The sequence below is a fragment of the Streptomyces cupreus genome, assembly GCF_014257025.1.
GTDB lineage: Bacteria > Actinomycetota > Actinomycetes > Streptomycetales > Streptomycetaceae > Streptomyces > Streptomyces cupreus.
In genome coordinates, this window is the sequence record NZ_JACMSF010000002.1 from 246,475 (window position 1) to 272,711 (window position 26,237).

Annotated in this window: 27 protein-coding genes; 19 read left to right on the forward strand and 8 right to left on the reverse strand. The window is 71.0% G+C overall.

Going from position 1 to position 26,237, the window contains the following annotated elements; translation table 11 throughout:
• Nucleotides 1–27: 27 nt before the first annotated feature.
• From H4N64_RS02935 to H4N64_RS02950, 4 genes are all read left to right on the forward strand, one after another.
• A complete protein-coding gene (locus H4N64_RS02935) occupies nucleotides 28–669 on the forward strand; it encodes a phosphoribosyltransferase (protein WP_186280473.1) in 642 nt (213 codons plus the stop codon).
• Nucleotides 670–696: 27 nt separating this feature from the next.
• The gene (locus H4N64_RS02940) at nucleotides 697–1,371 is read left to right on the forward strand and encodes an NUDIX domain-containing protein (protein ID WP_186280474.1); all 675 of its coding nucleotides are present in this window, start codon (nucleotides 697–699) and stop codon (nucleotides 1,369–1,371) included.
• Between the two features lie 76 nt (nucleotides 1,372–1,447).
• Nucleotides 1,448–2,434 (forward strand): aldo/keto reductase, encoded by a 987-nt coding sequence (locus H4N64_RS02945; RefSeq protein ID WP_186280475.1) that lies wholly within the window; start codon nucleotides 1,448–1,450, stop codon nucleotides 2,432–2,434.
• A gap of 47 nt (nucleotides 2,435–2,481) precedes the next feature.
• Entirely contained in the window at nucleotides 2,482–3,285 is an 804-nt protein-coding gene (locus tag H4N64_RS02950; RefSeq protein ID WP_186280476.1) for a DUF427 domain-containing protein, read from the forward strand.
• A gap of 27 nt (nucleotides 3,286–3,312) precedes the next feature.
• On the opposite strand, the gene H4N64_RS02955 is transcribed toward H4N64_RS02950, so the two are convergent.
• Together H4N64_RS02955 and iolD are read right to left on the reverse strand one after the other, a co-directional pair.
• Nucleotides 3,313–4,098 carry a GntR family transcriptional regulator gene (locus H4N64_RS02955; protein ID WP_260859512.1) on the reverse strand — a complete coding sequence of 262 codons (786 nt, stop codon included), beginning with the start codon at nucleotides 4,096–4,098 and terminating at the stop codon, nucleotides 3,313–3,315.
• A 27-nt stretch (nucleotides 4,099–4,125) separates the two neighbouring features.
• Complete coding sequence (gene iolD, locus H4N64_RS02960; RefSeq protein ID WP_186280477.1) at nucleotides 4,126–6,000, reverse strand: 3D-(3,5/4)-trihydroxycyclohexane-1,2-dione acylhydrolase (decyclizing); 1,875 nt, start codon at nucleotides 5,998–6,000, stop codon at nucleotides 4,126–4,128.
• 260 nt (nucleotides 6,001–6,260) lie between these two features.
• Between iolD and H4N64_RS02965 the strand changes: the two genes are divergently transcribed.
• The 6 genes from H4N64_RS02965 (at nucleotide 6,261) to H4N64_RS02990 (ending at nucleotide 11,676) form a co-directional block, all read left to right on the forward strand.
• Nucleotides 6,261–7,280, forward strand: coding sequence for a sugar ABC transporter substrate-binding protein (locus H4N64_RS02965; RefSeq protein ID WP_186280478.1), 1,020 nt, complete (start codon nucleotides 6,261–6,263; stop codon nucleotides 7,278–7,280).
• A complete protein-coding gene (locus tag H4N64_RS02970; RefSeq protein WP_186280479.1) occupies nucleotides 7,280–8,356 on the forward strand; it encodes an ABC transporter permease in 1,077 nt (358 codons plus the stop codon). Before H4N64_RS02965 ends, H4N64_RS02970 begins: the two co-directional genes overlap by 1 nt.
• Before the next feature lie 5 nt (nucleotides 8,357–8,361).
• A complete protein-coding gene (locus tag H4N64_RS02975) occupies nucleotides 8,362–9,261 on the forward strand; it encodes an ATP-binding cassette domain-containing protein (protein ID WP_186280480.1) in 900 nt (299 codons plus the stop codon).
• Nucleotides 9,262–9,263: 2 nt separating this feature from the next.
• Nucleotides 9,264–10,163, forward strand: coding sequence for a sugar phosphate isomerase/epimerase family protein (locus H4N64_RS02980; protein WP_186280481.1), 900 nt, complete (start codon nucleotides 9,264–9,266; stop codon nucleotides 10,161–10,163).
• Nucleotides 10,164–10,173: 10 nt separating this feature from the next.
• Nucleotides 10,174–11,187, forward strand: coding sequence for a Gfo/Idh/MocA family protein (locus H4N64_RS02985; protein WP_186280482.1), 1,014 nt, complete (start codon nucleotides 10,174–10,176; stop codon nucleotides 11,185–11,187).
• 75 nt (nucleotides 11,188–11,262) lie between these two features.
• The gene (locus H4N64_RS02990) at nucleotides 11,263–11,676 is read left to right on the forward strand and encodes a VOC family protein (RefSeq protein WP_186280483.1); all 414 of its coding nucleotides are present in this window, start codon (nucleotides 11,263–11,265) and stop codon (nucleotides 11,674–11,676) included.
• Here H4N64_RS02990 and H4N64_RS02995 read toward each other — a convergent pair.
• From H4N64_RS02995 to H4N64_RS03010, 4 genes are read right to left on the reverse strand one after another with little or no spacing between them, the layout of a single operon-like run.
• The gene (locus tag H4N64_RS02995; RefSeq protein ID WP_186280484.1) at nucleotides 11,657–12,688 is read right to left on the reverse strand and encodes a Gfo/Idh/MocA family protein; all 1,032 of its coding nucleotides are present in this window, start codon (nucleotides 12,686–12,688) and stop codon (nucleotides 11,657–11,659) included. The two genes, H4N64_RS02990 and H4N64_RS02995, sit on opposite strands and share 20 nt — an antisense overlap.
• Nucleotides 12,685–13,689, reverse strand: coding sequence for a Gfo/Idh/MocA family protein (locus H4N64_RS03000; RefSeq protein ID WP_186280485.1), 1,005 nt, complete (start codon nucleotides 13,687–13,689; stop codon nucleotides 12,685–12,687). Before H4N64_RS03000 ends, H4N64_RS02995 begins: the two co-directional genes overlap by 4 nt.
• Before the next feature lie 28 nt (nucleotides 13,690–13,717).
• Nucleotides 13,718–14,494 (reverse strand): SDR family oxidoreductase, encoded by a 777-nt coding sequence (locus H4N64_RS03005; protein WP_186280486.1) that lies wholly within the window; start codon nucleotides 14,492–14,494, stop codon nucleotides 13,718–13,720.
• Between the two features lie 16 nt (nucleotides 14,495–14,510).
• Nucleotides 14,511–15,635, reverse strand: coding sequence for a phytanoyl-CoA dioxygenase family protein (locus H4N64_RS03010; RefSeq protein ID WP_186280487.1), 1,125 nt, complete (start codon nucleotides 15,633–15,635; stop codon nucleotides 14,511–14,513).
• A gap of 107 nt (nucleotides 15,636–15,742) precedes the next feature.
• Here H4N64_RS03010 and H4N64_RS03015 point away from each other — a divergent pair, with 107 nt between their 5' ends.
• A complete protein-coding gene (locus H4N64_RS03015) occupies nucleotides 15,743–16,765 on the forward strand; it encodes a LacI family DNA-binding transcriptional regulator (RefSeq protein WP_186280488.1) in 1,023 nt (340 codons plus the stop codon).
• Nucleotides 16,766–16,771: 6 nt separating this feature from the next.
• Here H4N64_RS03015 and H4N64_RS03020 read toward each other — a convergent pair whose 3' ends face one another.
• Nucleotides 16,772–17,926: a Gfo/Idh/MocA family protein gene (locus tag H4N64_RS03020; protein WP_186280489.1), complete on the reverse strand. Its 1,155-nt coding sequence runs from the start codon at nucleotides 17,924–17,926 to the stop codon at nucleotides 16,772–16,774.
• A 111-nt stretch (nucleotides 17,927–18,037) separates the two neighbouring features.
• Here H4N64_RS03020 and H4N64_RS03025 point away from each other — a divergent pair, with 111 nt between their 5' ends.
• The 3 genes from H4N64_RS03025 (at nucleotide 18,038) to H4N64_RS03035 (ending at nucleotide 20,811) form a co-directional block, all read left to right on the forward strand.
• On the forward strand, nucleotides 18,038–19,042 hold the full coding sequence (locus tag H4N64_RS03025; protein ID WP_186280490.1) for a LacI family DNA-binding transcriptional regulator: 1,005 nt from the start codon (nucleotides 18,038–18,040) through the stop codon (nucleotides 19,040–19,042).
• Between the two features lie 142 nt (nucleotides 19,043–19,184).
• Entirely contained in the window at nucleotides 19,185–19,700 is a 516-nt protein-coding gene (locus H4N64_RS03030; RefSeq protein WP_186280491.1) for a hypothetical protein, read from the forward strand.
• Nucleotides 19,701–19,731: 31 nt separating this feature from the next.
• Nucleotides 19,732–20,811 (forward strand): iron-containing alcohol dehydrogenase, encoded by a 1,080-nt coding sequence (locus H4N64_RS03035; protein WP_186280492.1) that lies wholly within the window; start codon nucleotides 19,732–19,734, stop codon nucleotides 20,809–20,811.
• Between the two features lie 3 nt (nucleotides 20,812–20,814).
• Here H4N64_RS03035 and H4N64_RS03040 read toward each other — a convergent pair whose 3' ends face one another.
• Complete coding sequence (locus tag H4N64_RS03040) at nucleotides 20,815–21,852, reverse strand: zinc-dependent alcohol dehydrogenase (protein ID WP_186280493.1); 1,038 nt, start codon at nucleotides 21,850–21,852, stop codon at nucleotides 20,815–20,817.
• A 196-nt stretch (nucleotides 21,853–22,048) separates the two neighbouring features.
• Here H4N64_RS03040 and H4N64_RS03045 point away from each other — a divergent pair, with 196 nt between their 5' ends.
• The 5 genes from H4N64_RS03045 to H4N64_RS03065 are packed head-to-tail and all read left to right on the forward strand — an operon-like array spanning nucleotide 22,049 to nucleotide 26,226.
• Nucleotides 22,049–22,699, forward strand: coding sequence for a GntR family transcriptional regulator (locus tag H4N64_RS03045; protein ID WP_186280494.1), 651 nt, complete (start codon nucleotides 22,049–22,051; stop codon nucleotides 22,697–22,699).
• 47 nt (nucleotides 22,700–22,746) lie between these two features.
• The gene (locus H4N64_RS03050) at nucleotides 22,747–23,496 is read left to right on the forward strand and encodes a PIG-L deacetylase family protein (RefSeq protein ID WP_186280495.1); all 750 of its coding nucleotides are present in this window, start codon (nucleotides 22,747–22,749) and stop codon (nucleotides 23,494–23,496) included.
• On the forward strand, nucleotides 23,493–24,197 hold the full coding sequence (locus tag H4N64_RS03055; protein WP_186280496.1) for a 4-carboxy-4-hydroxy-2-oxoadipate aldolase/oxaloacetate decarboxylase: 705 nt from the start codon (nucleotides 23,493–23,495) through the stop codon (nucleotides 24,195–24,197). Before H4N64_RS03050 ends, H4N64_RS03055 begins: the two co-directional genes overlap by 4 nt.
• Before the next feature lie 23 nt (nucleotides 24,198–24,220).
• Nucleotides 24,221–25,279, forward strand: a complete 1,059-nt coding sequence (locus H4N64_RS03060) for a 4-oxalomesaconate tautomerase (RefSeq protein WP_222108484.1) — start codon at nucleotides 24,221–24,223, stop codon at nucleotides 25,277–25,279.
• Nucleotides 25,276–26,226, forward strand: coding sequence for a catechol 2,3-dioxygenase (locus H4N64_RS03065; protein ID WP_186280498.1), 951 nt, complete (start codon nucleotides 25,276–25,278; stop codon nucleotides 26,224–26,226). Before H4N64_RS03060 ends, H4N64_RS03065 begins: the two co-directional genes overlap by 4 nt.
• Nucleotides 26,227–26,237 lie beyond the last annotated feature (11 nt).

A 26,237-nucleotide genomic window follows, 5' to 3' on the forward strand; every position in this document is an offset into this window, starting at 1 on the left:
GCGCGGCACGGGAATGGGGTGACGATCATGACGCTGTTCCGTGATCGTGGGCACGCCGGACGGGAGCTGGCCCAGAAGCTACGGAGCCGACACGAGAAGGATCCCGTCGTCCTGGCGCTTCCTCGGGGCGGGGTCACCGTGGCCCAGGAGGTCGCCCGCGCGCTGGACGCCCCGCTCGATGTACTGGTCGCGCGCAAGATCGGCGCGCCCTTCCAGGAGGAGCTCGGCGTCGGCGCGATCTGCGGCGACGATCCTCCGGTCTTCGACGACTGGGCCCTCGGCCGGCTCGGGCTCACCGAGGCCACACTGGCGCCGATCGTGGCGCGTGAGCGCGCGGAACTCCACCGCCGCGAGGAGCTCTACCGGCACGGCCGTCCGGCCCTCGACCTGCGCGGACGTACCGTGATCGTGGTCGACGACGGACTCGCCACCGGAGTGACGGCACGGGCCGCGCTGCGCTGGATCCAGGGGCAGTCGCCCGAGCGCGTGCTCCTCGCCGTGCCGGTCGGATCGCCCGAGGGCGTGGAGCTGCTGAGCCCGGAGGCCGACGAGGTGATCTGTCTGCACCAGCCGGTCGACTTCATGGCCGTCGGGCTCTGGTACGACAACTTCGAACAGGTCACGGACGCCGATGTGCTGGCCGCGCTGCACACGGGCGCCGAGGGCTGACGCGGCGCGTGATGGTAGAAGCGGACCATGACCTCTTCTTCCGTGCCCGGAATCGACACCCCTGACCGCCGCGGCCGTACCGGACTCGACCGGACCGGACTGGACCTGACCGGCAACCCGCGCGTGAAGGTGCGCGACGTGAAGCTGCTCTCCAGCCACTGGTACATCGAGCGGACCACTACCTTCGACTTCCGGCACGCCGACGGCACCTGGAGCACCCAGGAGCGCGAGACCCACGACCGCGGCAACGGCGCCACGATGCTCCTGTACGACGCGGAACGCGAAACCGTGCTGCTCACCCGCCAGTTCCGCTTCTCTGTGTACGTCAACGGCCACCCCGACGGGATGCTCGTCGAGACCCCGGGCGGACTCCTCGACGAGGACGACGAACACCCCGAGATCGCCGTGCGGCGCGAGGTGGTGGAGGAGACCGGCCACACCATCGGGGCCGTACAGCATGTGTTCGACGTCTATATGAGCCCTGGCTCGGTCACCGAGCGGGTGAGCTTCTACGCGGCCGAGTACGGGCCGTTCACCCGCACCCACGAGGGCGGCGGCCTCGACGAGGAGGGCGAGGACATCGAGATCCTCGAACTGCCCTTCCGCCGGGCCCTGGAGATGATCCGCACCGGGGAGATCGCCGACGCCAAGACCATCATGCTGCTCCAATGGGCGGCGCTGGAAGGACCGTTCGCCAAGTAGGCTCTGCGCACTTGACTTGAAGTGCGCTTCAAGCTGAAGACTCCCTCCCGACCACCACCAACGGGAGGGATCCGGCATGAAGTACCGCACGATCGGCACCGACCCACAACACCGCCGCGAGGTCAGCGTCCTCGCGCTCGGCGCGATGCTCTTCGGCTCACGCACCGACGAGGAGACGTCCTTCGCCGTACTCGACCGCTATGTCGAGGCCGGCGGGAACTTCATCGACACCTCCGACAACTACGCCTTCTGGGAGGACGGCGGCCAGGGCGGCCAGAGCGAGGAACTGCTCGGCCGGTGGCGGCGCAGCCGGGGCGTCGGCGACGAGATCGTCCTCGCCACCAAGCTCGGCGCCCGCCCCCTGGCCCCGGGCACCAGCTACGTCGACAACCCCGAGGGGCTGTCGGCCAAGGTGATCCGAGAGTCCGCCGAGCGCAGCCGGGAACGGCTCGGCGTGGAGAAGATCGACCTGCTCTACGCGCACATCGAGGACCAGCGGGTGCCCCTCCAGGAGACCGTCGGGGGATTCGCCGAGCTGGTCGCCGAGGGCACCGTCGGAGTGCTCGGCGTCAGCAACCACGCCGTGTGGCGGGTGGAACGGGCCCGCGCGCTGGCCGCCGCGGCCGGACTGCCCGGCTACCAGGTGCTCCAGTACCAGCACAGCCATCTGCGCCCGCGCTTCGACGTGCCGAGCGACCTCTTCCCCGACGGCAGCCTCGGCCACGCGGGGCCCGAGCTCCTCGGGTATCTGCGCGCCGAGCCCGACCTCACCCTGGTCGCGTACTCCCCGCTGCTCACGGGCGCCTACACCCGGCAGGACAAGCCGCTGCCGCCGGACTACGACCACCCGGGCACCCCGGCCCGTCTCAAAGTGCTGCGGGAGGTCGCCCAGGAGGCCGACGCGACCGTCAACCAGGTCGTGCTGGCGTGGCAGATCGGGGCGGAGCTGCCGGTGATCCCGCTGGCCGGGGCGTCCTCGGTGGCCCAGCTGGAGGAGAATCTGGCCGCGGTGGACCTGGAGCTGACGGCCGAGCAGCGGGGCCGTCTTGACGCCGCCCACTGAGCCTGGGTGGACTACGCTCCGAAGAGGGAGCCGAAGGAGCGTGGATCATGCCCATTCCTGGCGATCGGTCCGTCCGTACGACCCCCGAAGGCCTGCTGTGGGAGCCCTGCGAGCGCTGGGTGCGCGGTGTGAAGGGCGAGGTCACCGTCGTCGACAGCCGCCACCCCGTCCTCGTCTGGGAGCCCGAGGGGATCCCCGTCCCGCGCTACGCCTTCCCGCGCGAGGAGGTCCGCACCGACCTCCTGCACCCGGCTGAGAAACCCCCGACCGGCACCCACACCGGCTCGCAGATCTTCTACGACCTCGAAGTCGGCGGAGAGCGGGTGGAGAACGCCGCATGGACGTTCCCCGCCGCCGACCTCGCCGGACACATCGCCTTCGAGTGGTTCCTGCGCTGGGATGACGGCCTCGACCACTGGTACGAGGAGGAAGAGGAGATCTTCGGCCACCCGCGCGACCCGCACCACCGGGTGGACGCCCTGCGCAGCAGCCGCCATGTCCAGGTCGAGATCGACGGCACCGTCGTGGCGGACACCCGCCGCCCGGTGCTGCTCTTCGAGACCGGGCTGCCGGAGCGGTACTACATCCCCGTCGAGGACGTCCGCCTCGACCTGTTCGAGCCCACCGCGCACAAGTCCCTGTGCCCCTACAAGGGCAACGCCCGGTACTGGAGCTTCAGCCGCGAGGCCGACGTCCCGCGGAACGTCGTCTGGAGCTACCCGGAGCCGTTGCCCGCCGTCGGCGCCATCGAGGGACATCTGGCCTTCTACAACGAGGCCGTCGACCTCGTCGTGGACGGCGAACGACAGGAGCGCCCGGTCACCCTCTTCAGCAAGTCGCTCACGAAGTGAACCGCGCCGGGGGCCGCCGCCTCGCGCTCAGCTCCGCACCAGCAGCTGGAAGTCGAACGCGTAGCGGGAGGCGCGGTAGATGTGGGTGCCGTACTCCACCGCCCGGCCCGTGTCGTCGTACGCCGTGCGCTGCATGGTGAGCAGGGCGGCGCCCTCCTTCTGGTCCAGCTGGGCCGCCTCCTCGGCGGTGGCGCAGCGGGCGCCGATGGTCTGGCGGGCGCTGTGCAGGGTGACCCCGGCCGAGCGCATCATCCGGTACAGGCCCGTCGCCTCCAGACGGGCCGTGTCGAGCTCCAGGAGCGCCGCGGGCAGGTAGTTGCACAGCAGCGCCACCGGCTGGCCGTGGGTGCAGCGCAGCCGCTCCAGGAGGATCACCTCGGCGCCCTCCGCGAGGCCGAGGGCGGCCGCCACGTCCGCGCCGGCCGGGACGGTCTCGTTGCGTACGACCTGCGTGGTCGGGCCCTGTCCGGCCGCCTCCAGGTCGTCGTAGAGGCTGCTCAGTTCCAGCGGGCGCTTGACCTGGCTGTGCACCACCTGGGTGCCGACCCCGCGCCTGCGTACCAGCAGTCCCTTGTCGACGAGGGACTGGATGGCCTGGCGGACCGTGGGCCGGGACAGGCCGAGCCGGGTGGACAGGTCGATCTCGTTGCCGAGGAGGTTGCCCGGGGCCAGCGCCCCGTGCTCGATCGCCGCCTCCAGTTGCTGGGCGAGCTGGTAGTACAGCGGCACCGGACTGTTGCGGTCCAGGGCGAAGTGCAGGGCGTCGAGAGCGGAGGCGGCCCGGTCGCGGGCGCGGTCTCGGGTCTTCGCCATGGACGTACCTGCCTTTCGTGGGGTGTTTCAGAGATGGCGGCGGCGGGCGGCGGCCTGCCGGTCGTACTCCTGGCGGGCCTCTACGGCGGCCGGGCGGGAGGCGGCCTCAGCCACCGGTACGTCCCACCAGGCCTCGGCCGGGGGAGCGGTGGGCGTCGGGTCGGTCTCGACGTACACGCAGGTCGGGCGGTCCGAGTCACGGGCGGCGGCGAGGGCCTCGCGCAGCTCCCCGACCGTCTTGGCGCGCAGGACGTCCATGCCGAGGCCGGCCGCGTTCGCGGCGAGGTCGACGGGGAGCGGGGCGCCGGTGAAGGTGCCGTCGGCGGCGCGATGGCGGTAGGCGGTGCCGAACCGCTCGCCGCCCACCGACTCGGACAGACCGCCGATGGAGGCGTAGCCGTGGTTCTGGATCAGGACCAGGTTGACCGGCAGGCCCTCCTGGACGGCGGTGACGATCTCGGTCGGCATCATCAGATAGGTGCCGTCGCCGACCAGCGCCCACACCGGGGTGTCCGGGGTGGCCTGCTGGACGCCGATCGAGGCCGGGATCTCGTAGCCCATGCAGGAGTAGCCGTACTCCAGGTGGTACTGGCGCGGGCTCCGCGCCCGCCACAGCTTGTGCAGATCGCCGGGGAGCGAACCGGCCGCGTTGATGATCACGTCCTCGTCCCCGACGACCGCGTCGAGCGCGCCGAGCACCTGCGTCTGGGTCGGTACGGCGCTGGGGTCGTCGGCGCGGTAGGCGCCCTCGACGACCTGTTCCCAACTCGCCTTCCCCGCGCGGTACTCGGCCTCGTACGCCGGGTCCAAGCGCTGCCCGTCCAGCGCTTGCGTCAGCTGCTCCAGACCGGTCCGCGCGTCGCACACCAGGGTCCTGGCCGCCAGTTTGTGGGCGTCGAAGGCGGTGATGTTGAGGTTGAGGAACCGGACCTCCGGGTGCTGGAAAAGGGTGCCCGAGGCCGTGGTGAAGTCGGTGTACCGGGTGCCGACGCCGATCACCAGGTCGGCGGTGCGGGCGAGGTCGTCGGCGACCGCGGTGCCGGTGTGGCCGATGCCGCCGAGGTCGGCGGGGTGGTCGTGGCGCAGGGAGCCCTTGCCGGCCTGGGTGGAGGCGACCGGGATGCCGGTGGCGTCCACCAGCGCCTGAAGCGCCCGCTCGGCCTCGCTGTGGTGGACCCCGCCGCCCGCCACGATCAGCGGCCGGGCGGCGGACCTGATCGCCCTTACGGCGTCGGCCAGTTCGACGGGGTCGGGCGCGGGCCGCCGTACCCGCCAGACACGGTCCGTGAAGAACTCCTCGGGCCAGTCGAAGGCCTCCGCCTGGACGTCCTGCGGCAGGGCGAGGGTGACGGCGCCGGTCTCGGCCGGGTCGGTCAGGACGCGCATCGCGGCGAGGGCGGAGGGGATCAGGGCCTCGGGGCGGGTGATGCGGTCGAAGTACCGGGAGACCGGGCGCAGGGTGTCGTTCACCGAGACATCGGCCTGGGCGGGGTGCTCCAGTTGCTGGAGCAGTGGGTCGGCGGGCCTGGTGGCGAAGTAGTCGCCGGGCAGTAGCAGGACCGGGATGCGGTTGATCGTCGCGAGGGCGGCTCCGGTGACCAGATTGGTGGCGCCGGGGCCGATGGAGGTCGTCACGGCCTGTGCGGACAGACGGTTGAGCTGTCGGGCGTGGCCCACGGCGGCGTGCACCATGGCCTGCTCGTTGCGGCCCTGGTGGAACGGCATCGCCTCCCCGCCCGCCTCCAGCAGGGCCTGCCCGATCCCGGCGACATTGCCGTGCCCGAAGATCCCCCAGGTCCCGGCGATCAGCCGGTGCCGGGTTCCGTCACGCTCGGTGTACTGGGCGGACAGGAACCGCACCAGCGCCTGGGCGACGGTCAGACGGACGGTCGTGTTGCTCAACTGGGGCTCCGTTCAAGGTCTACACCCGCGTCAGGGATACGCCCGATCGCAGCGGGTAGAGATCGTCCCCGCCGCCTCCCAGGTGTAGGCCTCCGTGCATGGCGGTGTCAATAGTTTGTACTTACATTCGGACCTGATTGTGAAATGATGTCTTAACAAAGTATTGACAGCGGGCTCCTCAGGGGATTGGATCCGGGACCAACGCACCAGCCGCGTTTCTTTCCCGTCGTTCCCCCGTAGCACAGTGAGGTGCAGGAAAGATGGACCGCTCTTCGCACTCCCGCTCCCGCAGAATGGCGCCCCTGGTGGCCTTGGCCGCTGCGGCAGCACTGACCCTCGCAGGCTGCTCCAGCGGCTCCGGCGGCAAGAAGGCCGAGGAAAGCGCGGAAGGAGCCGCCGCAGGCAAGGCGAACACACCGCGTATGACGGTCGCCCTGGTCACGCACCAGTCGCCGGGCGACACCTTCTGGGACATCGTCCGCAAGGGGGCCGAGGCCGCCGCCGCCAAGGACAACGTCAAGCTGATCTACTCGGCCGACCCCAGTGCCGGCGTCCAGGCCAACCTGGTGCAGAACGCCATCGACCAGAAGGTCGACGGCATCGCCGTCACCCTCGCCAAGCCGGACGCCCTCAAGGACGTCATAGCCAAGGCGAAGGCGGCGAACATACCCGTCGTCGGCCTCAACTCCGGGGTCAGCGAGTGGCAGAAGCTCGGCCTGATGGAGTTCTTCGGCCAGGACGAGACGGTGGCGGGCGAGGCGCTCGGCAAGCGGCTGAACGAAGCCGGCGCCAAGAAGGCCGTCTGTGTCATCCAGGAGCAGGGCAACATCGGCCTCACCCAGCGCTGCGACGGCGTCGAGAAGACCTTCTCCGGCACCGTCGAGACACTGAACGTCAACGGCACCGACATGCCGTCCGTGAAGTCGACGATCACCGCCAAGCTCGCCGAGGACAAGGCGATCGACTACGTCGTCACGCTCGGCGCCCCCTTCGCGCTCACCGCGGCGCAGGCGGTGTCGGAGTCGGGCAGCGGGGCCAAGGTCGCCACCTTCGACCTCAACAAGGACCTGACCGGAGCCATCAGCAAGGGCAGCATCGAGTTCGCCGTCGACCAGCAGCCCTACCTCCAGGGCTACCTGGCGATCGACTCGCTGTGGCTCTACAAGAACAACGGCAACTACATGGGCGGCGGTGAGCAGCCGGTGCTGACCGGTCCGGCCTTCGTCGACAAGTCCAATGTCGACGCGGTCGCGGGCTTCGCCGCGAAGGGCACCCGGTGATGAGCATGACCCAACAGGCTGAGCCGGCGGTGACCTCACCGCCGGCCCCCGGCCCCAAGGACACCGACGGGCGGACCGCCGAGCGCCCCCTGGCGCTGCGGCTCCTCGCCCGGCCCGAAGTGGGCGTCTTCCTGGGCGCCGTGGCGGTCTTGGTCTTCTTCCTCATCACCGCCCCGCCGGTGCGCGACGGCGGCTCGATGGCCAACATCCTGTACCAGTCGTCGACCATCGGGATCATGGCGCTGCCTGTGGCCCTGCTGATGATCGGCGGCGAGTTCGACCTGTCGTCGGGCGTCGCGGTGATCACCTCCGCGCTGACCGCCAGCATGATCAGCTACCAACTGACCATGAACGTCTGGGTCGGTGTGATCGTGGCCCTGATCGTGTCGCTCGCGGTCGGGCTCTTCAACGGCTGGATGCTGGTCAAGACCGGACTGCCCAGCTTCCTGGTCACCCTCGGCACCTTCCTGATCCTCCAGGGCGCGAACCTCGCGATCACCAAGCTGGTCACCGGGAACGTCGCCACCGACGACATCAGCACCATGGACGGATTCGACCAGGCCAAGGCCCTGTTCGCCTCCTCCTTCGACGTCGGCGGAGTCCAGGTGAAGATCACCATCGTCTGGTGGCTGGTCTTCGCCGCGCTCGCCACCTGGGTGCTGCTGCGCACCAAGTACGGCAACTGGATCTTCGCGGTCGGCGGCAACAAGGAGTCCGCCCGGGCCGTCGGTGTACCGGTGACGTTCACCAAGATCTCGCTGTTCATGCTGGTCGGCTTCGGCGCCTGGTTCGTCGGCATGCACCAGCTGTTCTCCTTCAACACCGTGCAGTCCGGTGAGGGCGTCGGCCAGGAGCTGATCTACATCGCCGCGGCCGTCATCGGCGGCTGTCTGCTGACCGGCGGCTACGGCTCGGCGATCGGCCCGGTCTTCGGCGCGTTCATGTTCGGCATGGTCCAGCAGGGCATCGTGTACGCCGGCTGGAACCCCGACTGGTTCAAGGCGTTCCTGGGCGTGATGCTCCTCGGCGCCACGCTCATCAATCTGTGGGTCCGCCAGACGGCGACCCGGAGGTGACCGCAATGACGACCCCTCACGGAGCCATCCTCAAGGACACGGTCCCCGAGGAGGAACGGCCGATCGTCGAACTGCGCGGCGCCGGCAAGTCCTACGGCAACATCCGCGCCCTGCACGGCGTGAGCCTCGCCGTCCACCCCGGCAAGGTGACCTGTGTGCTCGGCGACAATGGCGCCGGCAAGTCCACCCTCATCAAGATCATCTCTGGTCTGCACCAGCATACCGAGGGCGAGTTCCTCGTCGACGACGAACCGGTCCGCTTCACCACCCCCCGCGAGGCCCTCGACCGCGGTATCGCCACCGTCTACCAGGACCTGGCGACGGTCCCGCTGATGCCGGTGTGGCGCAACTTCTTCCTCGGCTCCGAGATGACCAAGGGCCCCTGGCCGGTCCGGCGCCTCGACATCGACCGGATGAAGAGGACCGCGGACGAGGAACTGCGCAACATGGGCATCGTCCTCGACGATCTGGAACAGCCCATCGGCACCCTCTCCGGCGGCCAGCGCCAGTGCGTGGCCATCGCCCGTGCCGTCTACTTCGGAGCCCGCGTCCTCATCCTGGACGAGCCCACCGCCGCCCTCGGCGTCAAGCAGTCCGGAGTGGTCCTGAAGTACATCGCCGCCGCCCGTGACCGGGGCCTCGGCGTCATCTTCATCACCCACAATCCGCACCACGCCTATATGGTCGGCGACCGCTTCAGCGTGCTGCGGCTCGGCACCCTGGAACTGTCCGCCTCCCGCGACCAGGTCAGCCTGGAGGAGCTCACCAACCACATGGCGGGCGGCGCCGAACTCGCCGCCCTCAAGCACGAGTTGTCGCAGGTGCGGGGAGTCGACGTGGAGGAGCTCCCCGAGGAGGACGAGCTCACCGCGCCGGTGGCCGGCACCCCCGAAGGGAGGGCGTGAACATGGCGGCGCTCGACCGCATCCGGGTCGGCTCGGCCCCGGACTCCTGGGGCGTGTGGTTCCCCGACGACCCCCAGCAGGTGCCCTGGGCACGCTTCCTCGACGAGGTCGCCGAGGCCGGATACGAGTGGATCGAACTCGGCCCGTACGGCTATCTCCCCACCGACCCGGCCCGGCTCACCGACGAGGTCGCCCGCCGGGGCCTCAAGGTGTCCGCAGGGACGGTCTTCACCGGCCTGCACCGCGGCCCCTCCGTCTGGGAGTCCACCTGGGAGCACGTCAGCCAGGTCGCCGCGCTCACCCAGGCGATGGGCGCGCGGCACCTCGTCGTCATCCCCTCCTTCTGGCGCGACGACAAGACCGCCGAGATCCTGGAACCGCCGGAGCTGACCGGCGAGCAGTGGGCCCACCTCACCAAGGGCATGGAGCGGCTCGGCCACGAGGTCAAGGAGGTCTACGGCCTCGACATCGTCGTCCACCCGCACGCCGACACCCATATCGACACCGAGGACCATGTGGAGCGGTTCCTCGACTCCACCGACTCCGAGCTCGTCAACCTCTGCCTGGACACCGGGCACTACGCCTACTGCGGCGGCGACAGCGTCAAGCTGATCGAGGCCTACGGCGAGCGCATCGGCTATCTGCACCTCAAGCAGGTCGATCCGGAGATCCTCGCGGACGTCGTCAAGAACGAGATCCCCTTCGGCCCGGCGGTGCAGCGCGGTGTGATGTGCGAACCGCCCTCCGGCGTCCCGGAGCTGGAGCCGGTCCTGGTGGCCGCGCAGCGGCTCGGGGTCGAGCTGTTCGCCATCGTCGAGCAGGACATGTACCCCTGCGAGCCGGACAAGCCGCTGCCGATCGCGGTGCGCACCCGAAAGTTCCTGAGGTCCTGCGGCGCCTGAAAGGACGGTCATGGCCACACCCCTGGGAGTCGCCGTCATCGGCACCGGCCGTATGGGCGCCGACCATGTCCGCCGTATCCAGGAGGTCATCAGCGGGGCGCGGGTCACCGCCGTGGTGGACGTCGACGCGGAGCGGGCCAAGACCGTGGCCGCCCGCGTCGACGGCTGCGCCGTGCACACCGACGCGGCCGCGGCGATGGCGTCGGCGGACGTCGACGCCGTCCTCGTCGCCTCCCCGGGCCCGGCGCACGAGGCGGCGCTCATGGCGGCCTTCGCGCACGACCTGCCCGTGCTGTGCGAGAAGCCCCTCACCCCCGACGCGGCCTCCGCGCTGCGCCTCGTCGAGGCCGAACAGACCCTCGGCCGGCGCCGCGTCCAGGTCGGCTTCATGCGCCGCTACGACCCGGAGCACACACGGCTCAAGGCGCTGCTGGAGACCGGGCAACTGGGCCGCCCGCTGATGCTGCACAACCGGCACCGCAATGTCGCGAGCCCGGCCTTCTTCACCTCCGAGATGCTCATCACCGACTCCGTGGCCCACGAGGTGGACGTGACGCGCTGGCTGCTCGGCCACGAGATCACGGCGGTCACCGTGCTGCGCCCGGCGTCCTCGGCCGGCGCCCCCGAGGGCCTGGCCGACCCCCAGTTCGTCGTCCTGGAGACGGCCGGCGGCGCCCTGTCGGACGTGGAGATCTTCGTCAACTGCGGATTCGGCTACCAGGTCCAGGCCGAGGTGGTGTGCGAACGCGGCACCGCCCGCGTCGGCGACGGCCACGCCCTGGTCACCGCCATGGCGGGCCGCTGGGGCGGCAGCATCGCCCAGGACTGGACCGAGCGGTTCGCCGACGCCTACGACCGGGAGATCCAGTCCTGGGTCGACGCCACCCGGCGCGGCGAGGTCACCGGGCCGAGCATCTGGGACGGCTACGCGGCGGCCGCCGTCTGCGAGGCGGGCGTGCGGGCGTTGCACGAGGGCGGCCGGGTCGAGGTGGAGCTGGTCGAACGGCCGTCGCTCTACGGCTGAGCGCTCGACAGGCCGTTGTCAGTGCCGGGCGCTAGCGTGCACAGCAGTGACCGTTCCCGCCCCGGGAGGCTTTTGATGGCTTCGCGACTCAACCCCTACCTCACCTTCGCCGGCGACGCCCGGCCGGCCATGGAGTTCTACAAGGAGGTCTTCGGCGGCACCCTGGTGCTGAACTCCTACGGCGACTTCGGGCAGAAGGACACCCCGATGGCCGACAAGATCATGCACGGCATGCTGGAGACCCCGAGCGGCTTCACCCTCATGGGCGCCGACAACCCGGAGGGGACCGGCAAGCAGGCCGAGAACAACTTCTCCGTGAGCCTGAGCGGCGACGACGACGCCGAGCTGCGCGGCTACTGGGAGAAGCTGTCCGAGGGCGGCCAGGTGTCGGTACCGCTGGAGAAGCAGATGTGGGGCGACGTCTTCGGCATGTGCACCGACCGTTTCGGCGTGCCGTGGATGGTCAACATCAGCGGCTCGGAGGGCTGACAGCCGTGCGCGGCCGGGGCTCGAACCCGGCCGCGCGATAGCTCGCGTCGATCAGTGTCATCGTCGCCAGCGCGTCGTCCGCGTCCAGCGGCAGCGGCGTCCCTTCGCGCACCCGCGCCGCGAACGCCTCCAGCTGGTAGGTGTACGAGGAGCGGGTGCCGAGATACTCGGTGCGCTCGCCGTCGGGGGTGCGGACGACGACCCGGTCGTCCCGATGCGGCAGCACGAAGTTCGGGGCGTACGCGGTCCCGCGCGTGCCGACGATCCGGCAGCTCATCTCCAGACCGTCGTACGCCATGTGACAGCGCGCCGAGGCGGTGGCACCGGCCGGGAACTCCAGGTCGGCGTCCAGCCACTCGTCGACACCGGACGCGCCGGCGCGCTCGCCGCCCCGGGCGCCGGTGAGGCGTGGCGCGCCGCCCGCCCAGGGCGCGAGGGACCGTACGGCGTGCACGCTGTAGCAGCCCAGGTCCATCAGCGCCCCGCCCGCCAGCGGCAGCGACCAGCGCGGATCGCCCGCGTCCGGCGCGGGGATCGCGACCAGCGCCTCCACCCGCCGCAGTTCGCCGAGCTCGCCGCTCTCCAGCAGCTCGTGCAGCCGCCGGGTGACCGGGTGGAAGAGGTAGTGGAAGCCCTCCATGAAGACCGTCCCGGCCCGCGCGGCGGTCTCCCGCACCTCGGTGGCCTCCTCGGCGTTGCTCGCCGACGGCTTCTCCGAGAGCACATGCTTGCCCGCCGCGAGGGCGGCGAGGTTCCACGGTCCGTGCAGTCCGTTGGCGAGCGGGTTGTAGACGACCTCGACCTCGGGGTCGGCGAGCAGATCGGCGTAGGAGTCCGCGACCCGCTCCACGCCGTGCGCCTCGGCGAAGGCCTCGGCGCGGGACCGGTCGCGGGCGGCCACCGTCACCAGACGGTGGCCGGTGGCCCGGGCCGGGTCGACCAGGGCGCGTTCGGTGATGCGTGCCGCGCCCAGCACTCCGATGCGCAGCGGTTCCCGGCCCGGTTCGCTCATGCCTGCCGTACCTCCTCGATCGTGACGGGGCGGTGCTCGTGCAGCGACAGTGTGCACGCCTCGGCGATCCAGCCGGCCTCCAGGGCGTCCGCGATCGTGCACGGGGAGGTCCGGGTGCCGGCCACCACCTCGGTGAACGCGGTGAGTTCGGCGCGGTAGGCGGCGGCGAAGCGGTCCATGAAGAAGTCGTGCGGGGTGCCCCCGGGGAAGGTCACCCCGGGTTCCACCGAGCGCAGCGGCAGCTTGTCCTCAAGGCCCACGGCGATGGAGTCCTGGAAGCCGTGCAGCTCCATGCGCACGTCGTAACCGCGGGCGTTGTGGCGGGAGTTGGAGACCACCGCGATGGTGCCGTCGTCCAGGGTGAGGATCGCGCCCGTGGTGTCGGCGTCGCCCGCCTCCTTGATGTAGTCGGCGCCCCGGTTGCCGCCGACCGCGTACACCTCGGTCACCTCACGCCCTGTCACCCAGCGGATGATGTCGAAGTCGTGCACCGAGCAGTCCCGGAAGATGCCACCGGAGGCGGCGATGTACGCGGCCGGCGGGGGAGCGGGGTCCAGTGTGGTCGACCGTACGGTGTGCAGCTTGCCCAGCTCACAGGCCTGCACGGCGGCGCGGGCGGCGACGAATCCGGTGTCGAAGCGGCGGTTGTAGCCGATCTGGATCGGCACGCCGCTGCCCTCGACGGCCCTGAGCACCCGGACGCCCTCGCTCATGGCCTTGGCGACCGGCTTCTCGCAGAAGACCGGGATGCCGGCCTCGACCCCGGCGAGGATCAGCGCGGGGTGGGCGTCCGTGGCCGCCGCGACGACGATGCCGTCCACCCCGGCGGACAGCAGGGCCTCGGGCGAGTCCACGACCTCGCCGCCGAACCGCTCGGCGGCGGACTTGGCGGCGTCCGCGAACGGGTCGGTGAGGACGAGGGAGTCGACGGCGTCGAGTCCGGAGAGGGTCTCGGCGTGAAAGGCGCCGATACGGCCGAGGCCGAGGATTCCGATGCGCATGGTGGTGCAACTCCTAGCTGAGGGTTTTTTAGTCGAGTCCGCCGAGCACGTTCTGGTCCCAGTCGATCACCGATCCGGTGACCACCCCGGAGCGATCCGAGAGCAGGAACACCACGAAGTCGGCGATCTCGTCCGGTTGGCCGAGCTTGCCCATCGGCAGCCGGGCGGCGGCCCGTTCGCGCCAGTCGTCCCCGGCGCCGTGGAAGGTCCGCTGGGTCGCGTCCTCGCCCTCGGTCTCGGTCCAGCCGATGTTGAGGCCGTTGATCCGGATCCGGTCGAAGCGGTGCGCGTGGGCGGCGTTGCGGGTCAGCCCGATCAGCCCGGCCTTGGCGGAGACGTACGGCGCGAGGAACGGCTGTCCGCCGTGCGCCGAGGACGTGATGATGTTGACGATCGTGCCGGGTGCCTCGCGGGCCACCATGTCGGCGACCGCCGCCTGCATGGCGAAGAAGGGCGCCTTGAGGTTGATCGCGATGTGCCGGTCGAACAGTTCGGGCGTGGTGTCCAGCAGGGTGCCCCGGGAGGTCAGCCCCGCCGCGTTCACCAGGCAGTCGATCCGGCCGTAGGCCGCCACGACCTCGGCGACGGAGGCCTTCGCCTGCTCGGCGTCGGCCAGGTCGGCGCGGACGAACAGGGCCTTGCCGCCGGCGGCGGTCAGCTCCGCCACCAGCGCCTCACCAGGCTCCGGGCGCCGGCCGGTGACGGCCACGACCGCCCCCTCGCGCGCGGCCGCCCGCGCGACGGCGGCACCGACGCCCTGGGTGCCGCCGTTGACGAGGACGACCTTGTCGTCGAGAAGTCCCATGTCTTTGAGGGTCCTTTCAGCTCTGGCGCCGCTCGGCGCCGGCCCGCAGCTCATCCCGCAGAGCCTCGGGAGTCCATGTCTCGGCGAGCGCGCGCCGGACGACGTCCGCCTGGGAGGGCGGGGCGAGTCCGTCGACGGGTGGGTCGCTGTCGAGGTTCGTGGGGAAGGGGTAGCCCTCGGCGCTCGCGGCGATCACGTTCTCAAGACCGGTCTCGTCGGCGCCCTCACTGCGGCGCTTGAGCAGCACGGGATAGACGGCGTTCACGACCGCCTCCCGGTCCACCGTCTCCATCGCCCGCCCGAACGCGGACGACACCTGAAGGAGGTTGGCCATCCGCCGGATGTCGGTGGAGCGGTTGGTGCCGGCGGCGTGGAACAGGGCCGGGTTGAAGAAGGCCGCGTCGCCCTTCGCCAGCGGGAGTTGGACGTGGTGGGTGCCGAAGTACTCCTGGAACTCCGGGCGCCGCCAGGCCAGATAGCCGGGCTCGTACGTCTGTGAGTACGGCAGGTACATCGTCGGCCCCGACTCCACCGGCATGTCGCCGTGTGCGACGGCGCCCTGGAGGGTCAGCACGGGGGAGAGGCGGTGCACATGCGCCGGATAGGCGGCCGCCGTCTCGTCGGAGAGGAAGCCCAGGTGGTAGTCGCGGTGCGCGGTCTGGGCGGCGCCGCCCGGGTTCACGACGTTGACCTGCGAGGTGACCTGGTAGCCGGGGCCGAGCCAGGCCCGGGAGACCAGCGCCAGGATGTCGTTGGCGTAGTAGTCGGCGAAGGCCTTGGGGGCGTGGAGGGCGGCCTTCTCCAGCGCGTTCCAGACCCGGTCGTTGGCCCCGGGCCGGGCGAAGTGGTCGCCGGCGTGCGCGCCCGAGGCGCGCTGCTCGGCGATCAGGGCCTCGAAGACCTCGGTGACCCGGTCGACGACCGCCGGGTCGGGGAAGGCGTCGCGGAAGACCACCACGCCGGGGCCGTCGGTGAGGGCGCGGACCAGCTCGTCACCGGGGACGGTCCCGTCGTAGACGAGCACATTGCGCTCGACGGCGACGGCGTGCGGGTAGCCGGCGGGGTCGGTGGTCCGCTCGACGAGCTTGCGGAAGGAGTCGAGGTCGCAGTCCTGCGCGGACAGCCAGGAGGGGAAGGACATCGGTGTCCTCTCGGTGACAGCGGCGACTCAGTGCTGTCATTCTTGTCAGGACAAAGACGTCGAACAACCAGCAGGCGGCCATCAAAAACCCCTCAAGGAGCATCGGCATGGGCCACCCGTTCCCGATCCGCGAGATCGCACGTCAGGCGGGCCTGAGCGAGGCCACCGTGGACCGGGTGCTCAACGGCAGGGGAGGGGTGCGGGAGAGCACCGAGCGTGAGGTCCGCCAGGCCATCGCCGACCTGGACCGGCAGCGCACCCAGGTCCGTCTGGTCGGCCGTACCTTCATGGTCGACATCGTGATGCAGTCCCCGGAACGGTTCTCCACCGCCGTGCGGGCCGCCCTGGAGGCGGAACTGCCGTCCCTGCACCCGGCGGTGGTGCGCTCGCGGTTCCACTTCCGGGAGACCGGGCCGGTCGAGGAGCTCACCCGGACGCTGGACCGGATCGCCCGGCGCGGCTCGCAGGGCGTGATCCTCAAGGCGCCGGACGTCCCAGAGGTCACGGCCGCCGTCGGCCGGCTGACGGAGGCGGGGATTCCGGTGGTGACGCTGGTGACCGACCTGCCGTCCACCCCGCGCCTGGCCTATGTCGGCATCGACAACCGGGCCGCCGGCGCGACCGCCGCGTACCTCATGGGCCAGTGGCTCGGCGACCGCCCCGGCAATGTGCTCACCAGCCTCTCCAGCGGCTTCTTCCGCAACGAGGAGGAGCGCGAGATGGGCTTCCGCAGCGCCATGCGCGCCCGGCACCCCGAGCGCGCGCTGGTGGAGATCGCCGAAGGCCAGGGCCTGGACGCCACCCAGTACGACCTCGTCCGGGCCGCCCTCGCACGCGACCCGGAGATCCGGGCCGTCTACTCCATCGGCGGCGGCAACATCGCCACCCTGCGGGCCTTCGAGGACCTCGGCCGCGAGTGCGCGGTGTTCGTCGCCCACGACCTTGACCACGACAACACCCGTCTGCTGCGCGAGCACCGGCTGTCCGTCGTCCTCCACCACGATCTGCGCCAGGACATGCGCGAGGCCTGCCACCACGTGATGCGGTCCCATGGCGCCCTGCCGCCCGCAGGGCCCTCGCTGCCGTCCGCGATCCAGGTGGTCACGCCCTACAACATGCCTACGGCTTGACAGGCTCTAAGGCAGGTCGACCCAGGTGCCGGTCTCGGCGGAGCGGGCCATCGCGTCGAGCGTGGCGGCGCTGCGCACGGCGTCCGTGAGCGTGGCGCCGTATGCCTTGTCCTCGGCGATCGAGCGCAGGAAGCGGTACGCCTCCACGACCTTCAGGTCGTCGTAGCCCATGGCGTTCGCGGCGCCGGGCTGGAAGGCGCCGAACTCGCCGTCGCCCGGGCCGACGTACACCGTGCTGACCGGCTGTTCCTGGTAGGCCGTACCGCGGCTGACGCCGAGCTCGTTCATCCGGCGGAAGTCCCACAGGACCGCGCCCTTGGTGCCGTGCACCTCGAAGCCGTAGTTGTTCTGCTCGCCGACCGAGACCCTGCAGGCCTCCAGGACACCTCGGGCCCCGGAGGCGAAGCGGAGCAGGCAGCTCACGTAGTCCTCGTTCTCGACCGGGCCGAGTTCACCGCCCGAGGCCCTGGAGTGGCCCGCGGTGGCGCCGGTCGGGCGGGCCCGCTCCGGCACGAAGACGGCCGTGTCGGCGGTGAGGGACGTGATGTCGCCGAGTAGGTAGAGGGCCAGGTCCACGCCGTGCGAGGCGAGGTCGCCAAGGACTCCGCTGCCGCCGCGCTCCCGCTCGTAGCGCCAGGTCAGCGCGCCCTCGGGATGGGCGGCGTAATCGCTGAACAGCCGCACGCGCGCGTGCGTGACCGTGCCGATCCCGCCCGAGGCGATCAGGTCACGCGCCTTCTCCACCGCGGGCGCGTTGCGGTAGTTGAAGCCGACCGCGCTGCGCACACCCGCCTTGGCGACCGCGTCCGCGACCGCGCGGGCGTCCTCGGCGGTCAGGCCCACCGGCTTCTCGATCCAGATGTGCTTGCCCGCCTCGGCCATCGCGACGCCGATCTCGCGGTGCAGGAAGTTCGGGGCGGTGATGCTGACCGCCCGGACCCGGGGATCGGCGGCCACCTCGCGCCAGTCGCGGGTCGTCGAGGCGAAGCCGAACTGTGCGGCGGCCTCCTCGGCCCGGCCCGGCACCTCCTCGGCGACGGTGACCAGCTCCGGGCGCAGGGGAAGTTGCGGATAGTGGTGGCGGACGCGGGCGTAGGCCTGGGTGTGCACCCGACCCATCCAGCCGAACCCGACGACGGCGACCCCGAGCGCATCCACCATGACAGCCCCTCTTTGGACCGGTCCAGAACCTGTCCGACCCACACTGAGCGGGATTGCAGCCGGGTGTCAACCCTTTGACAAGCTCCGGCGGGCCATGGAACGGTCCATGCCATGAGACCGCCGACGATCCGTGACGTGGCCGAACGGGCCGGCGTCTCCAAGTCCCTGGTCTCCCTGGTGCTGCGCGGCTCCGAGCAGGTGCGGCCCGAGAAGCGGGAGGCCGTGCTGCGGGCCGTGCGGGAACTCGGCTACCGGCCCAACACCGCCGCGCGCAGCCTCAGCGAGCGGCGCACCCGGACCGTCGGCGTCCTGCTGAACGACCTGCGCAACCCCTGGTTCGTGGAGCTGCTCGACGGGCTGAACTCGCTGCTGCACGACAACGGCCTGCACATGCTGCTCGCCGACGCCCGGCTCAACCGCCGCACCGGTCAGGACCCGGCCGACCCCTTCCTCGACCTGCGCGTCGACGGCCTGGTCGTGGTCGGCACCCTGCCCGACCCGGCCGCGCTCGGGGCGGTCGCCGAGCGGATGCCGGTGGTCGTGGCGGGCGCCCGCGAGGCCGTGCCGCCGCGCGTCGACGTCGTCGCGGGTGACGACGAGCACGGCGCCCGGCTGGTCACCGAGCACCTCATCGGCCTCGGCCATCGGCGCATCGCGCACATCGCGGGATACGGCGCGGTCGGCGAACTGCGCCGGCGCAGCTTCGAGGCGACGATGCGCGCGCACGGACTCGCGGACGGCGCGCGCGTCGAACCGAGCGACATGACCGAGGAGGGCGGCTACCGCACGATGGTCCGGCTGCTGGGCCGCCCCGACCGGCCGACCGCCGTGTTCGCCGTCAACGACATCGCCTGCGTCGGCGCGCTGTCGGCGGCCGAGGAACTCGGCCTCGAAGTGCCGCGCGACCTGTCCGTCGTCGGCTACGACAACACGAGCATCTCCCGGCTGCGGCACCTGTGGCTGACCACCGTGGACGGCGGCGGCCACGACGTCGGCCGGCGCGCCGCCCGCTGCCTCCTGGACCGCTTCGACCGTCCCGAGGAACCGGGCCGCGTCCATCTGGCCGCGCCCGCGCTGAAGACGCGGGGCACCACGGCCCCGCCGCTCACAGACTGATCGCGTACGCGCAGCGTCTCGTGCACCGTCCAGGTCGTACGGTCGCCCTCGCGCGGCACCGCCTCGGGGACGTGGACGACGAAACCGTGGCTCATGCCGTCACGACTGGCGGGGCGGCCGGAGCCGGGTGATCGTGGAGGGCATGGCGCAGGGCACCGAGGTCGCCGTCGCGGAACCGCACCGGCACGACACCCGCGAGGCGATCCTGTTCGGCGGCGTCTACGGCGCCGTCCTCGCCTGCTCGATGGTCGCCGCCCTCACCCAGTACGGCCACACCTCCCAGGCCAGCCGCCGCTACGACGCCCTGTGGCTGCTGGTGACCGCGCTGGCCTCCGCCCTCGCCCACGGATACGCCCACCACATCGCCGAGCGCTCACCGCGCCGCCGCTGGGACGCGCTGCGCGCCCTCGCCGACGAATGGCCCCTGGTCACGGCCGCACTGCCCACGGTGGCGATCCTGGCCGGGGCCGGCTGGGGCTGGTGGCCCGCGAACGGTGTGGAGTACCCCGCCTTCACCCTGAACATCGCCCTGCTGTTCACCCTGGGCCTGGTCACGGCCCGGTGGTCGCAGCGGTCATGGGCGGCCGCGGTACTGACCGGGCTGGTGGACGCGCTGCTCGGGGTAGGCGTAGTGGTGGCCAACGCGCTCATCAAGTGAACGCGCGCTACGACCCCGTACTGGAGCGATCGTGAACGACAAGGACCCCCTCGCATTCATCCACGAGTCCCCGCCCGTGCGGATCGTGCTGCGCCCCGGCGCCGCCATCACGGCCACCGCCGACGAGGCCCGACGGCTCGGGCTGCGGCGGCTGTTGGTGCTCTCGGGCCCGCGCGGCGCCGGGACCGCGCAGGCCGTCGCGGACTCCCTCGGCCCGCTCTGCGTCGCGGTGCACGCCGAGGCGCTGATGCATGTCCCGGTGGAGGTGGCCGACCGGGCCGTCGAGGCGGCGCGCGCGGCGGGCGCCGACGGCTGCGTCGCGGTCGGCGGCGGCTCCTCGATCGGCCTCGGCAAGGCTGTCGCCCTGCGCACCGGCCTGCCGCTGATCGCGGTGCCGTCCACCTACTCCGGCTCGGAGATGACCCCCGTCTGGGGCCTGACCGAACACGGCGTCAGGCGCACCGGCCGCGACCCCGTCGTACAGCCGCGCAGTGTCGTCTACGACCCCGAACTGACCCTCTCCCTGCCGGTCCCGCTCTCCGTGACCAGCGGCGTCAACGCCATCGCGCACGCCGTCGAGGCCCTCTACGCGCCGGACGCCTCGCCCCTGACCCGGCTGACGGCCGAGGAGGGCCTCCGGGCGATGGCTGCCGCCCTGCCCGCCGTGGCCGACGACCCCGAGTCGCTCGACGCCCGCAGCCGCGCGCTGTACGGGGCCTGGCTGTGCGGGGTGAGTCTGGGCGCCGCCACCATGGGCCTGCACCACAAGCTGTGCCATGTCCTCGGCGGCTCCTTCGACCTCCCGCACGCCGAGACGTACACGCTGGTGCTGCCGCACGTCCTCGCCTACAACGCGCCCGCCGCCCCCGAGGCCGCCGCGGCCGTCGCCCGCGCCCTGCACACGGACGACGCCCCCCGCGCCCTGTGGGAGCTGCCCAGGCGCCTCGGCGCCCCGCACTCCCTCGCCCAACTCGGCCTGGCCGAGGCCGACTTGGAGCCGGCGGCCGCGCAGACCACGGGCGAGGTGTTCGTCAACCCCCGCCCCGTGACGATGGACGGGGTGCTTCAGGTGCTGCGCGGGGCGTACGAGGGAGCGCCGCCCGTTCAGTGAGCCCTACTCGTCGAACGTGACGACCACCTTCTCCGCCGCGCCCGGCGTCATCGCCAGCGCGAAGGCCCGCTCCGCCTCGGCGAACGGGACGCGGTGGCTGATCAGTCGGGCGAACCGCTGCTGGTGCTCGACGAGTTGGGGGGTGACCTCGAAGATCTCGCTGGGGTAGCCCTGGGAGGCGATCAGAGTCAACTCGCTGCGGAGCATCCCGCCGAGGTCGATGGCGTCGGACTTCTTCTGTACGGCGACCATGACCATCCTGGCGCCCCACTTGGCGGCGCCGATGACGGCGTCGAAGACCGCGGGGGCACCGGCGGCGTCGATGTAGATGTCGGTCCCGGCGCGCGGCTGCCCGAGGGCGTTGGCGGCCCCGCCGTGCAACTCGGTCAGCCGCTCGGTGACGTTCTCCGTCGCGGAGTTCACGACCGCGTCGGCGCCGACCGCGAGCGCGGTCTCCAGGCGCTCCGGGAGGACGTCGGCGACGACCACGTGCTCCACTCCGCGCAGCTTCAGCCAGATCGTGGCACCCAGGCCGATGGGCCCGGCGCCGAACACCACGACCTTGTCGGACGGCTTCGCCTCCGAGCGGTTGACACAGTGCAGGGCGACCGCCATGGGCTCGTTGAGTGCCGCGACGTCGAAGGGGACATGGTCGGGGAAGACGGCGACACTCGTGCCGACCTCGGCGTTCTCGATGAGCAGATACTCGCTCATGCCGCCGAGCGGTCCGCCGCAGCCGATGATCCCGGACGGCGCGCCCTGCGGGTTCACCACGACGCGGTCGCCGGCCTTCAGCCCCGTGACCTCGGCACCCACCGCGACGATCTCACCGGCCGGTTCATGACCGAGGGGGAGGGAGACCATGGATCCGCCGGGGCCGAAGGGGGCACCGCCCATATGCAGGAAGAAGGTGTCGGTGCCGCAGATTCCGCAGGCGCGGACGCGTACGAGGGCGTCCTTGGGGCCGGGGGCGGGCCGCTCGGCCTCGACGATCTCGATCTGGTTCTGGGCGCCGGTTCTGACGGTCTTCATCGTGGCCATGGGATGCCTCGCTTTCTTTTCCTTGCTTCAGGCAAGCATGTCGCACTTGATTAAGTCAAGCAACTGACTGAAGGGCAACCGGCCTCTCCGTCGTCCCTCGCCGCCGATTCGTGCGGGCAATACGTCGGACAAAATTGTTGACAATTCTGTTTGGCTAGATTTACGTTCGACAGGCACTCACTCAGGGAGGGCAACGATGCCGAAAGAAGCCCGTCCGAGCACCGGGGAGCAGGCCAAACGGCACGCGCTCGCGCGGCTGCGGCAGGCGATCCTGCACGGCGAGATGGCACCGGCACAGCGGCTGGTGGAGAACGAACTTGCTGAGCAGTTCGGTGTGACACGGGCGAGCATCCGCGCGGCGCTCATCGATCTGGAGGCCCAGGGCCTCGTCGAGCGGATCCGCAACCGCGGCTCGCGGGTGCGGGTGGTGACGGTGGAGGAAGCGGTCGCCATCACCGAATGCCGCATGGTCCTCGAAGGACTGTGCGCGGCAAAGGCGGCCGTCGCGGCGAGCGACGAGCAGCTGGCCGAACTCACCGAGCTGGGCACGGCGATGACCAAGGCCGTGGCCGACGGCGAGCCGCTCACCTACTCCGACCTCAACCACGAACTGCACACCAGGATCCGGGAGTTCTCCGGCCAGCGGACCGCGCTGGAGCTGCTGGAGCGGCTCAACGCCCAACTGGTGCGTCACCGCTTCCAGTTGGCGCTGAGGCCGGGGCGTCCGCAGCAGTCCCTGAATGAGCATCTGGCGATGATCGAGGCGATCAGGGCCAGGGACCCGCAGGCGGCCGAGGCGGCCGTCCGCGCCCACCTCACCAGCGTGATCGAGGCGCTGCGCGACTGAGACGGGGGGTGAGGCGGGCACACCTGTCACCCGAGGAGTTTTGAGCAATGACCCAGGCCAACGCGCCCGCCCGCCCACGTTCGACGCTCGTCGTCACCGCGCACGCCGGGGACTTCGTGTGGCGCGCCGGTGGTGCCATCGCCCTGGCCGCTTCCCGCGGCGAGAAGGTCACCATCGCCTGTCTGACCTTCGGTGAGCGCGGGGAGTCCGCCAAGGCGTGGCGCGAGGGGAGGAAACTGGACGAGATCAAGGCGATACGGCGGGACGAGGCCGAGCGGGCCGCCGCCACCCTCGGCGCCGAGGTCCGCTTCTTCGACGCCGGCGACTACCCGCTGATCGCCACCCCGGAGCTGACCGACCAGCTCGTCGAGGTGTACCGCGAGACCCAGCCGGACGTCGTCCTCACCCACCCCACCGACGACCCGTACAACGGCGACCACCCCGCCGCCAACCGCATGGCCCTGGAGGCCCGGGTGCTCGCCCAGGCCATCGGCTACCCGGGCAAGGGCGAGATCATCGGCGCCCCGCCTGTCTTCTTCTTCGAGCCCCACCAGCCCGAGATGAGCGGCTTCAGGCCCGAGGTGCTCCTCGACATCACCGAGGTCTGGGAGACCAAGCGCAAGGCCATGGAGTGCCTCGGCGCCCAGCAGCATCTGTGGGACTACTACACCGACCTCGCCGTCCGCCGCGGCGTCCAGCTGAGGCGCAACGCCGGCCCCAACCTGGGTCTCGCTCACAAGACCATGGCCGAGGCATACATGCGCCCCTACCCGCAGATCGCGAAGGAGCTGGCATGAGCGGCGTGATCGTCACCGGCCCGCCGAAGGCGGATCTGAAGGACGTCGACGCGCTGGCCGGTCACGGCGTGGCCACCGTCAGCGAGGCGATGGGCCGAACCGGCCTGCTGGGCCCGGGAATTCGCCCCGTCCAGCAGGGTGTCCGGGTCGCCGGTACCGCCGTCACCGTACTGAGCTGGCCCGGCGACAACCTCATGATCCATGCGGCCGTTGAGCAGTGCGGCGAGGGCGACATCCTGGTCGTCACCACCACCTCGCCGTGCACGGACGGCCTGTTCGGCGAGCTGTTCGCGACCGCCCTGCACCAGCGCGGCGTGCGCGGCGTCGTCCTCAGCACGGGCGTCCGCGACACCCAGGAGCTGCGGGACATGGGCTTCGCCGCCTGGTCCCGGGCGGTCTCCTCGCAGGGCACGGTCAAGGCGACGGGCGGGTCGGTCAACGTGCCGATCGCCATCGACGGCCAGGTGATCCGCCCCGGCGACGCGATCCTCGCCGACGACGACGGTGTCGTGGTCGTCCCTCGTGAACGCGTCCGCGAGACCGTCGAGAAGTCCGGGGCCCGCGAGGCCAAGGAGGCCGCCACCCGGGCCGCCTTCCTCGACGGCCAACTCGGCCTGGACCGCTACGGACTGCGCGGGAAGCTGAAGGAACTCGGCGTCGAGTACCGGACGTACGAGGAGTACGAAGGGGAGCGGCCGTGACCGAGGAGGTGCCCTGTCTGCTGATGCGCGGCGGCACCTCCAAGGGCGCCTACTTCCTCGCCGGTGACCTGCCCGCCGACCCGGCTGCCCGTGACGAGCTGCTGCTGAGGATCATGGGCAGCCCGGACGAGCGGCAGATCGACGGCCTGGGCGGCGCGCACCCGCTCACCAGCAAGGTCGCCGTCGTCTCGCCCTCGGCGGATCCGCGCGCCGACGTCGACTATCTGTTCCTCCAAGTCGCCGTCGACCGGCCCGAGGTGAGCGACCGTCAGAACTGCGGGAACATCCTCGCCGGCGTCGGCCCGTTCGCCGTCGAGCGCGGACTGGTCCGGCCCGGTGAGGAGTGCACCTCGGTCCGTATCCGGATGGTCAACTCCGGCGACCGGGCCACGGCGACCTTCCCCACGCCGGGCGGCCGGGTCGACTACACCGGGAGCGCCGCGATCTCGGGTGTGCCGGGCACTGCCGCGCCCGTGGTGATCGAGTTCTCGGCCGGCGCCGGGAAGCTGCTGCCCACCGGGCGGGTGCGCGACGAGATCCACGGCACCCCCGTGACCTGCGTCGACAACGGCATGCCGACCGTGCTGATCGCAGCCTCCGATCTGAAGGTCACCGGGTACGAGACACCCACGGACCTGGAGGAGGACGTCACCCTCGCCGACCGGCTGCGCAAGCTACGACTGGCGGCCGGACGGCTCATGGGTCTCGGTGACGTCTCGGACACCACCGTGCCCAAGCTCACGCTCCTCGCCCCGCCCCGCGACGGCGGCGCGGTGACCACCCGCACCTTCATTCCCGTACGCTGCCATACCGCGATCGGAGTGCTCGGGGCGGCGAGTGTCGCCGCAGGCCTTCGGATCGAGGGCAGCGTGGGGGAGGGGATCGCCCAGATCGATCCCGGAAGTGAACGGATTCGCATAGAACATCCCACGGGATTCCTGGACATCGAAAGCAGCCTCGGCGCGGACGCCGACGGTCTTCCTTTCCCCCGCCGTACCGCCGTGCTCCGTACGGCCCGCAAGATCTTCGACGGCTCCGTGTTTCCCAGGTCCGCCGAACAACCCACAGGAGGTCAACGATGACTCCGCCGCTCGGCGACATCGCCCACATCGGCCATGCGCAGCTGTTCACCCCCGACCTGGACGCCAGCGTCGCCTTCTGCACCGACTACCTGGGCCTGACGGTCAACGGACAGCAGGACGACACCGTCTACCTGCGGACCTTCGACGACTACGAGCACCACAGCCTGGTGCTCACCGCCCGGGAGAGGCCCGGCCTCGGCCGGCTCGCCCTGCGCACCTCCAGCGAGGAGGCGCTCCAGCGGCGGGTGAGCTCGGTGGAGGAGGCGGGCGGCTCCGGCCGCTGGGTGGAGGACGAGCCCGGTCTCGGCAAGCTGTACGTCACCACCGACCCGGACGGCCATGAACACGCCCTGTACTGGGAGAGCGAACACTACGAAGCGCCCGAGGAGTTGAGGCCCGCGCTGAAGAACCAGCCGCAGGCCAAACCGAACCGGGGCGTGGGCGTACGACGGCTCGACCACATCAACTTCCTCGCCGCCGACGTGCTCGCCAACGCCGAGTTCCAGCAGAACGTGCTCGGCGCCCGGCCGACGGAGCAGATCCGGCTCGACAGCGGGAAGATCGCGGCGCGCTGGCTGACGTACACGAACAAGTCGTACGACGTCGTCTACACCTCGGACTGGACCGGTTCCGCCGGGCGGCTGCACCACATCGCCTTCGCGACCGACACCCGCGAGGACATCCTGCGCGCCGCCGATCTCGCCATCGACAGCGGGGTGTTCATCGAGACCGGACCGCACAAGCACGCCATCCAGCAGACGTTCTTCCTGTACGTCTACGAGCCCGGCGGCAACCGGATCGAGCTGTGCAATCCGCTCACCCGGCTGGTGCTGGCGCCCGACTGGCCGCTGATCACCTGGACCGAGGAGGAGCGCAAGAAGGGGCAGGCCTGGGGCCTGAAGACCATCGAGTCCTTCCATACGCACGGGACGCCACCGGTCGCGTAGCGCGACCGCGT